This window comes from Streptomyces bobili, from assembly GCF_002154575.1.
Lineage (GTDB): Bacteria > Actinomycetota > Actinomycetes > Streptomycetales > Streptomycetaceae > Streptomyces > Streptomyces bobili.
Map to the genome: position 1 here is coordinate 1 of NZ_MUBA01000761.1, position 1,040 is coordinate 1,040.

1 protein-coding gene and 1 pseudogene are annotated in these 1,040 nt (G+C 70.2%); both read right to left on the reverse strand.

The features are described 5' to 3' along the window. Positions 1 to 333: pseudogene (locus BZL64_RS37330) on the reverse strand (LytR family transcriptional regulator); the annotation flags it as partial. A gap of 16 nt (positions 334 to 349) precedes the next feature. Next, on the reverse strand, positions 350 to 919 hold the full coding sequence (nadD, locus tag BZL64_RS37335) for a nicotinate-nucleotide adenylyltransferase (RefSeq protein WP_086773429.1): 570 nt from the start codon (positions 917 to 919) through the stop codon (positions 350 to 352). Between the last annotated feature and the right edge of the window lie 121 nt (positions 920 to 1,040).

Here is a 1,040-nt window from a genome sequence, read left to right on the forward strand (position 1 = left end):
CTGCTGCCCGCGCGTGCCGGTGCCGTAGGGGTCGTGGACAGGGGCCTGCCGGCCCGTGTCGTACGGGTCGTAGGCGGGCGTGGCCGGCTGCTGACCGGTGTCGTAGGGGTCGTAGGCGCGGGTGGGCGGCTGTTGACCCGTGTCGTAGGAGGGGTAGGCGGGTTGCTGCTGTGCGCCCTGGGCGTACGGGTCGTAGCCGTAGCCCTGCTGCTGCCCGTACGGGTCGTAGGCCTGCTGGGGCTGGACCTGGCGGTACACAGGCTGCCCGTACTCGTCGTAGCCCACGAGTTCGTACGGGACCTCCCCGTAGTCCGCGTCGTTTCGGTCGTTCACCGGTGCCCCTCTCGGCTCACTCGCCGCGGTACAGCTCGCGCTTGTCGATGTAGCGCACGACTCCGTCCGGCACCAGATACCAGACGGGGTCGCCCTTGGCGACTCTCGCGCGGCAGTCCGTGGAGGAGATGGCCAGTGCGGGGACCTCCACGAGGGAGACGCCGCCCTCGGGGAGGCCGGGGTCGGCGAGGTTGTGGCCGGGCCGGGTGACCCCGATGAAGTGGGCGAGGGAGAACAGCTCCTCGCTGTCCCGCCAGGTCAGGATCTGGCCCAGGGCGTCCGCGCCGGTGATGAAGAAGAGATCGGTGTCCGGATTGAGGGACCGCAGGTCGCGCAGGGTGTCCACGGTGTAGGTGGGCCCGCCGCGGTCGATGTCGATACGGCTGACCGAGAACNNCTTCTGCCACGGCTCGCCGGTCGGGACGAACACGACCTCGTCCAGGTGGAACTGCGCGGCGACCTCACTGGCCGCCACGAGGTGCCCGTGGTGGATCGGATCGAACGTTCCGCCCATGACGCCGAGGCGGCGCTTGCCCGGGTTCGACGGGGCGTTCGACGGACCGGTAGGCATGTCCTGCTCTCCCATGCGTGCAGACCCTACCGGCCCGTCCTGAGGGCACCGGCCGGGGTGTGCCCGGAGTGCCCCGCTATGAACACGGCGTCCCTCAGCGGTCGCGGTTGAAGCGGGTGGTGATCCACAGCAGGAG